Annotated in this window: 7 protein-coding genes and 1 pseudogene; 6 read left to right on the top strand and 2 right to left on the bottom strand. The window is 61.8% G+C overall.

Annotation, left to right across the window (positions count from 1 at the left end):
- Positions 1-251: 251 nt before the first annotated feature.
- Positions 252-614 carry an SPW repeat domain-containing protein gene (locus QCM77_RS44900; protein ID WP_279664235.1) on the top strand — a complete coding sequence of 121 codons (363 nt, stop codon included), beginning with the start codon at positions 252-254 and terminating at the stop codon, positions 612-614.
- Between the two features lie 64 nt (positions 615-678).
- On the opposite strand, the gene QCM77_RS44895 is transcribed toward QCM77_RS44900, so the two are convergent.
- Complete coding sequence (locus QCM77_RS44895) at positions 679-2,007, bottom strand: MFS transporter (protein ID WP_279664233.1); 1,329 nt, start codon at positions 2,005-2,007, stop codon at positions 679-681.
- 385 nt (positions 2,008-2,392) lie between these two features.
- Between QCM77_RS44895 and QCM77_RS44890 the strand changes: the two genes are divergently transcribed.
- Both QCM77_RS44890 and QCM77_RS44885 read left to right on the top strand, forming a co-directional pair.
- Entirely contained in the window at positions 2,393-2,626 is a 234-nt protein-coding gene (locus tag QCM77_RS44890; RefSeq protein ID WP_279664231.1) for a DUF2171 domain-containing protein, read from the top strand.
- Between the two features lie 94 nt (positions 2,627-2,720).
- Positions 2,721-3,956, top strand: a pseudogene (locus tag QCM77_RS44885) (ComEC/Rec2 family competence protein); the annotation flags it as partial.
- Positions 3,957-4,114: 158 nt separating this feature from the next.
- Here QCM77_RS44885 and QCM77_RS44880 read toward each other — a convergent pair.
- A complete protein-coding gene (locus QCM77_RS44880) occupies positions 4,115-4,285 on the bottom strand; it encodes a hypothetical protein (RefSeq protein WP_280097019.1) in 171 nt (56 codons plus the stop codon).
- 116 nt (positions 4,286-4,401) lie between these two features.
- Between QCM77_RS44880 and QCM77_RS44875 the strand changes: the two genes are divergently transcribed.
- The 3 genes from QCM77_RS44875 to QCM77_RS44865 all read left to right on the top strand — a co-directional run bounded on the left by QCM77_RS44875 (position 4,402) and on the right by QCM77_RS44865 (position 7,445).
- A complete protein-coding gene (locus QCM77_RS44875) occupies positions 4,402-4,935 on the top strand; it encodes a hypothetical protein (RefSeq protein WP_280097018.1) in 534 nt (177 codons plus the stop codon).
- A gap of 1,321 nt (positions 4,936-6,256) precedes the next feature.
- Positions 6,257-6,883: a tyrosine-type recombinase/integrase gene (locus QCM77_RS44870; protein WP_280097017.1), complete on the top strand. Its 627-nt coding sequence runs from the start codon at positions 6,257-6,259 to the stop codon at positions 6,881-6,883.
- A 55-nt stretch (positions 6,884-6,938) separates the two neighbouring features.
- Entirely contained in the window at positions 6,939-7,445 is a 507-nt protein-coding gene (locus tag QCM77_RS44865) for a hypothetical protein (RefSeq protein ID WP_280097016.1), read from the top strand.
- Positions 7,446-7,654 lie beyond the last annotated feature (209 nt).

Here is a 7,654-nt window from a genome sequence, read left to right as displayed (position 1 = left end):
TGCCAAAACTCGTTCTTGGTGTGACATTCAACGACGGGATCGAGGTCATCGCCAAGCCGACCGACCGTCAGCCCATAACCGCCGCCGCCTGACCGGCCCGGCCGTCACCAAAATTTGGCGATAGCTCCGGGCGCCGGCTCTTGGATCGGTAATCGCGGCAACACAACGCAGGCTGGACGGATGCTTCTTGAGCGTTGCGTCCCCATATATGTAGCCCCGCATACATAAATGTGGGGAGGGAGGTGAGCACTATGCGTATCCAACATTGGCAAGACGCTGTCAGCCTGCTGGTGGGCGTATGGCTGGTCCTGTCGTCCTTTGTCCTGGGTCTATCCGGGGCAACTGTCTGGTTCACCATTGCACTCGGGCTCGGCGTCATGCTGTTTGCCCTAGAAGCCTTTGTCATCCCGTCCTACCTGGAAGAATGGGGCGAAATGCTGCTGGGCCTGGCTCTGGTCGTGGCGCCTTGGTCCCTTGGTTATGAGTCCGTATCCGCCACGGTGAGCAGCGTATCGTCGGGCCTATTGGTGATCTTGCTCGCTGCCTGGGAATTGATGACCGATCGCGACGTCACCGCCTGGTGGCACGATCACTGGCATCACCGAGCCGGCTGAGAAGGAAGCCAGTCCGCTCTTCTCCGACCGCCATCGGCTGGCGGCCGGAGGAGAGTTGATCACGTCACAAGGCGGTTCTGGGCTCGATCGGTTGCCAGATGCTGATCTTGCGGGTCTCCGGCATCAGGAAGACGGCAAGCACGAAGCACACCGCGGGAACCACGATCGGGTAAATCAGCGCATAGCCGATGCTGCCGGTGGCCGCGAAGGCGGCCGAAGTGATGAACGGCACCAATCCGCCGCCCCAGCCATTGCCGATGTGGTACGGAACGGACACCGAGGTGTATCTGATCCTGGCGGGAAAGAATTCCGCCAGAAACGCGCCGACCGGCCCGTACACCATCCCGACGTAGCAGACGAGGATGAAGATGATGAAGATAGCGGTCGGATAGTTGATATTTCCGGGCTGCGTGACCGCTCCCAGCCACAGATACAGCGGGTAGTACGTGATCGCGGCGAGCAGCATGCCGCCGAGGATCACCGGCTTGCGGCCGATCTGATCCGACAGCCAGCCAAAGAAGATCAGGCTCGGCGTTGCAATGAGTAGCGCAGCTCCCACGATGTAGGCGGAGGTCAATGCGTCCACCTTGGAAACCTGCTGTAGAAAGTAAAGCGCCCAGAACTGCCCGCTGTACCAAACCACGCCCTGTCCGATCAGGACCACAATGGCGATCCCGATGAATTTGATGTTCGAACTGAGGAAGGCCTCCTTCCACGGATTACTCGTCATCTGGCCGCGGGCTCTGATTTCCTGGAAGATCGGCGTCTCCTGGAGCTGGAGCCGAATGTAGATCGCGATGGCCACGAGCAGGAAGGACACCAGGAACGGAACGCGCCACGCCCATTCATCGAATGCCTGATTACCGGCATACGTCCGCGTCAGGACGATCACGGCCAGCGACACGACGATCCCGAGAGTCGGAGAGGTCTGGAGCCAGCCGGTGTAGTAGCCGCGCCGGTCGTCCGGCACATGCTCGGCAACGTAGGTGATGGCGCCACCATATTCGCCACCGAGGCACAGGCCCTGGATCATGCGCAAGCCGAAGAGAACGAACGCGGCCGTGAGGCCGATCGACTGGTAGGTCGGGATCAACCCGATCGCTCCCGTGCCCAATCCCATTCCGCTGAGCGTGATGAGGAACGTGTATTTGCGGCCGACCCGATCCCCCATCCATCCGAACAGGAATGCGCCCAACGGACGGATCAGGAACCCTGCCGTGAACAATGCGATCGTGCTGAGGAGGGCCGCAACGGGATGGGACTGCTCAAAGAACTTGACCGATAGAACTGCGGCCAGGCTGCCAAAGATGTAGAAATCATACCATTCGATGACGTTTCCCACCGATGCAGCGATAATCACGCGGCGAAAATCGCTCGGTACTTGTAGGGCCATGTGCAACTCCTATGGTTTCAAGACATCATCTCCTCGCACTTCAGCGGTCGGTCTTCTCGCGGAGTCGGTGATGCGAGGCGTTGCAGGCGCCCAATTCGGTTGCGCCGGCAACACCTGGCCTCAGGGGTTTTGGACCACCTGAGGCGAGCTCCAGCGGCCTTAGAACCGCGAGCCTCCACTGCCCCTTGCCCGTCTGTCGGGGAGGCGGGGAAATCAGTGTAATCCCGCCGGGAGCCGGCACCTTATGAGACTTTCGGCTCAATCAGCTCGATCCGAGGCTATTCCGTCCCAGGATAGGAGAAGCTCAGGGCGCACCTGCCGGTCTGTCATCAACGAACGGAAAGGCCTCTCAAGCGTTGTGTGGGACGCCAACAAGGAACCCACCATGCAGAACATCGCAGAACATATGGAAGTCATCGGCGCCGACGGCGTCCATGTCGGCACTGTCGACCGCGTCGAGGGCAACCGCATCAAGCTGACCAAGAAGGACAGCGGCGAGGGCAGCCACAGGGGTCACCACCACTTCATCGACAAGGGCCTCGTCGCCGACGTCGAGGGCAACAAAGTCCGGTTGTCCGCCAAGGCGGACGTTGCCGTGACGATGGAAGAGGAAAAGTAGGGCCGTTACGGCTCGTTCCTGATCCGTACCGCTATTCGCCCGCCTACACGTTCCGGTAGCTTCGGCTTTCGTTGCGTATCGGCGGGTGCAGGGAATGGCGGAGCCGGGCCGGACGGTACGGTCGCAGGGGATCGCGGGGACTTGGCCCGCGGGCCGCACCGCGTCCGCGGGCGGCCTCGCGCCGGCAGGCCTCGACCTCTGGACATCGCTGGCCGAGACCCTGCGCGCGTGGCTACGCGCCGAGGCTGGCGCCGGGCGGCTGTTGCCATGGGTGCCGGTCGCCTTCGGCGGCGGCATCGCACTCTACTTTGCCGCCGATCATGAGCCGGTGCTGTGGATCGTTGCCACGACCGCCATCGCGGTCATGCTTGGCGCGGCTCTATTGCGGCGGAGCCGGCTGTTCGCCCCGGCGCTTCTGATCGCGGCGGTCGCGGCCGGCCTTGCCGTTGCGACCTGGAAGACAGCGCGCATCGCCCACCCGGTGCTGGCAAAGTCGCTCTATTCGGTGTCGTTGTCGGGCTTCGTCGAGGCCCGCGACATCCGCGAGCGCACCGACCGTTTCGTGTTGCGCGTCACCACAATGGAGGCGCAGCGCAGCGACGTCAGGCTCGAGCGCGTGCGCCTGTCGGTCCGCAAGGGCACCGCGCCGGAGGTCGGCAGCTTCGTTCAGCTGAAGGCGCGACTGATGCCGCCGCTCGCGCCGGTACGGCCCGGCAGCTACGATTTCTCCCGCGACATGTTCTTCCAGGGCATCGGTGCCTCCGGTTTTGCAATGGGCGCAATCACGGTGGCGGCGCCGCCTGAGACCGGCGGCTTGCGGCTGCGTTACGCGGCCTTCATGCAAGGCCTGCGCGATGCGATCGACGCGCGCATCCGCGCTACGCTCGATGGCGACAATCGCGCGATCGCGACCGCGCTGCTCACGGGGCGGCGCGATGCGATCACCACGCCCGTCAACGACGCGATGTTCATCTCAGGACTCGGACACGTACTCTCGATCTCCGGCTACCACATGGCGGTGGTTGCCGGTGTCGTGTTCTTCGCGGTGCGCGCCCTGCTCGCTCTGATCCCGGGGCTGGCGGCGGGCTTCGCCATCAAGAAATGGTCGGCGGCCGCGGCGCTGGTCGCCGCTGCGTTCTACCTGCTGCTGTCAGGCGCGGAGGTCGCAACACAAAGATCGTTCTTCATGACCGCGGTGGTGCTGATCGCGGTGATGGTCGATCGCCGCGCCATCACTTTCCGCACGCTTGCCGTGGCCGCGCTGATCGTGCTGGCGGTCGCGCCGGAGGCGCTGGTGCATCCGAGTTTTCAGAACTGGATTGCGCTGACTGCGTAGATCGCATTCCAGCGCCTAAACACCTTGATTTCTCGATCGTTTTTGATGCGACGTCTGAGGACCGCCGTGAACAAAAACCGCTCGAAACAGGGCACAAATTCGGAATCGACGGCGCAAAGTCCCGGAAAAAGTCCCGGAATCATCTTGCGTGTTCACTTGGCGTTCGAGGGTATCGAGAGGACCTGCACCACGTTGTCGAGCGAGACGACGGGCTCTTCGAGATAGGCTTGGGGGAGGGCGTGCCTGGCCCGTTCCGAAGTCGGCGCCACGCTGAGGCGGTACTCGCCGTCAAAAGTCGTGAGGAACGGCCACCCGATAAACAACGATGCCCCGCCGCGGGAACGGCGAGGCGTAAATTGTTGGACTGGGATGCTGCAGCAAGATCAAGATACGCCACCGTATCACTCCGCGCAAGCCTCTCATTTCACGGGAGGCGCCCGTGAGCAGCGATTTCGAGTGGGACACTGCCGACACAGTGATCCCGGCGCAGCCGCGGACGGCGATCTACACGAACACAGACGGTCATGTCGTGGTTCGGCAGTATTGCTGGCTCGACGACGACGATCTGGTGATTATCAGCCCGCCCAACGCGATCGCGGTGGCCCTCGCAATCTTGAGAGCCGCCGGGCACGACGACATTGAACTCATCCGCAACTGCGGCGGCGGATACGAGGATATCGGGCCGCATGAACCGTCACCCCGGCAGTTCGTAGAACAGCTGAAGTCGGCCCGTCCTGACATCGACTTGGACAGGGCCAACGCGGATTTTGACAAGTTTGCCGCGTTGACGGCGCCGAAAGATCCGACCGCGGCCGAGCGGAAGAGACGCCAGCGCGAGCGAGAGCGTGACACCCGTGACGCAACGCCGCTTGCTCCCGTGACGTCCGTGACAGCTGCCGTGACATCTCGGCCGGCACCGTTGGATTCATGGCTATTGAACGAGGGAGCCAAGGAAACGGCGCTCACGCGCTGATCGAACCACCGCGTTCGGTTGGCCGTGGCGCCTGCGATGGCAGGTCTGCTCGGATGCTCCCGCTGCCATCAATGAACCACGACCGACCATCGCGAGAATTGCGACAGGTCGAGTTCGGACATGATCCTGTTGCCGGCGATCAAGACGCAACTCTTGATGCCGTTGATGGATGACCGCAGAGCGCCGCAGCTCTCTAAACCCGCGGCAGCGAGCCGGACGCTACACGCCCCAGGGCGATCGGAACCAAGTGCGGGCAAGTGTGACCCATAACACCCGCGACCACTGAGACCGGGCACCCCCCGGAGGGCGAATGGCGCTGATGCCGTCGAGCGGATGACCACCGCGACCGACACTAGCGTGGCGAAGCCTGGAAAAATCGCCGGAGACGTCACGGGGACAACGTGATGGGTCGAGCCACGCGCCGGCCAAGGGAAACTAGTACTCGGCCCCCAGGGGCTTCCCATCGTCAGGGACCATGCAGAAGGCAGCCAGCCTATCTCATGGGAGGAAAGGGTCGAAGCGTGCCTGAACCAGAGCGGAGGCCATGAGCGATACCGAACGGACCACTAGCCTGCCTGATCCAGCCTGCCCAGTCCTAATCGGCTGGGACCAAATCGGCGCCTACCTCGGCGTCAGTGCTGAGACGGCAAGGGCAAGACACAACCGCGGAGACTTCACGGTCGGGAAGCCAGCGCGATGGAATATGCCCATCGTGGCAAAGTCCAGCCTGAATGAAGCTTTGCTCGATATAGCCAACCGCGCGCGGGCTAGAGAACCGGTACGGGCGGCTAGAGCAGGAACACCCACATCAACAGCACCGTGATCAGGGTATATGTGCCGGTAACGGTAAGGCCCAAGTACAGACGTTCCATAGCGGCCTCCTTACTCCAAGGTGCCGCCCCCTCGCTGTTCAGCCTAGCGCCTGCCTACGCTTCGTGCCGTTGCAATTCCGACTGACGGCAGTTCTACGGACAAGCCCATGGGGATTAGTCCTTCGGCCAAGGTAAAACCTTCCAGTCGGGGAGGTTTAGCGAATGAGCTGCTGCCGGTCTGATGGACACCAAGTTTAGGTGTTTCATGGAGCCGGAGGTAGTGATGCGAAGACGAAAGTTCAGTCGAGAGTTCAAGGCGGATGTGTTCGACCGGGCGAAAACACGGGCGCGTGATTAAAAACATGCACCTGCATTTACTTTAGACGATGGTCGGACTTGGGCCGGAACGTGACTAATGACTCACGGTTACGTGAAATCTTCCTCCCTTGGAGACTGTTCGTATTTGGGTTATTATTCGAACAGTTGATTTGCAGGGGAGGCGGAAAGTCATGGCGAATTCCCATCTCAAACTGGTCGCGCCGAGCACTGAAAATCGAACAGTCGTCACGCCGGTCCGCCGCAAGAATGCCGAGCTGCGCACCCGGGAGTATCTGACCGACGCGGAAGTGGCGAAGCTGATGGATACCGCCAAGGCCAATCGGTACGGACACCGCGACGCCACCATGATCCTGATGGCCTATCGCCACGGCCTGCGGGTGTCGGAGCTGGTCGACCTGCGCTGGGACCAGATCAACTTTGACACCGCCACGCTGCATGTCCGCCGGGTCAAGAAGGGCTCGCCGAGTACCCACCCGATCCAGGGTGACGAGCTTCGCGCAGTGCGTCGGCTGGCACGAGAGCAGAATCCGCGGTCGGCCTTCGTCTTCACGTCAGAGCGCAGCTCGCCGTTCACGCCGGCTGGCTTTGCCCGGATGGTGGAGCGCGCTGGGCTGGCCGCTGAGCTTGGCTTTAAGGCGCACCCGCACATGCTGCGGCATGCCTGCGGCTTTGCCCTGGCCAATAAGGGACACGACACGCGGTCTCTGCAGGCCTACCTGGGGCACAAGAACATCCAGCACACAGTGCGCTACACCGAGCTGTCGCCCGATCGGTTCAAGGACTTCTGGCGAACCTAGTTGTCATCCCTTAGTTGTGTGCTAGCCTCCCCAAAACCAAAGGGAGGGCTAAGGAATGGCGGCCATTAAACCGTCGGTGATACGGCTTGAGGATTCTAAGCGGCCGGCACTGGTGAAAACCACGATCGGCGGCCAGCCCGAGTTCGTAGTGGTCGGTCTAGGTCCCGGGCCGACGCCAGAGGAGCGCTGGCTAGGTTACGTCTTCAGCACCTTTCAGTTCATTGATATGACCGGCCCGGTAGGTCTTCAACAGAAGTACGAGGATTTGGCCGCGCTGAGCTTTGGAGCGGCTTTCACAGTCACACCCGACTACGCTGGGCGAATTGAAATAGACGAGGGGCCGCTATTCACCACTCCAGGAAGCATGGTCAGGGCAAAGGATGACGATTACATTGTGTTTCAGGACGCGTCGTCAAATCACCGAGGTCTGTCCGTAGTGAACCATCGCGTGGTTTCATCGCAACGAGGAAGGCCCCGCTTCGCATTTGCGTCATGGTCGCTGACACTAAATGGCGACGACAAGCCGCTTTTGACGCACACGGTGCCAGACCCGGCGAAATAATTCTGCACGCTATCTCTACATCGCTAAACGCCAGTTACCGCCAATCGCGATTCCGCGCGCCCGTCCAGTGGCCGAGCGGCGTTGAGAGCCGGTCCCGGAAATCTGCACAGGACGCTAAGTGGAGTTTCTGCCTGACGGCGGGCACGATAGGCCCCGCGAATCAGGAGAGACCATGAGCAGACGACCCCGCCGGAACCACTCACCGGCCT

This window comes from Bradyrhizobium nivariense, from assembly GCF_029846695.2.
Taxonomy (GTDB): Bacteria; Pseudomonadota; Alphaproteobacteria; order Rhizobiales; family Xanthobacteraceae; genus Bradyrhizobium.
The sequence above is the reverse complement of the archived record's forward strand: the minus strand, read 5'-3'. Positions and strand labels throughout refer to the sequence as shown.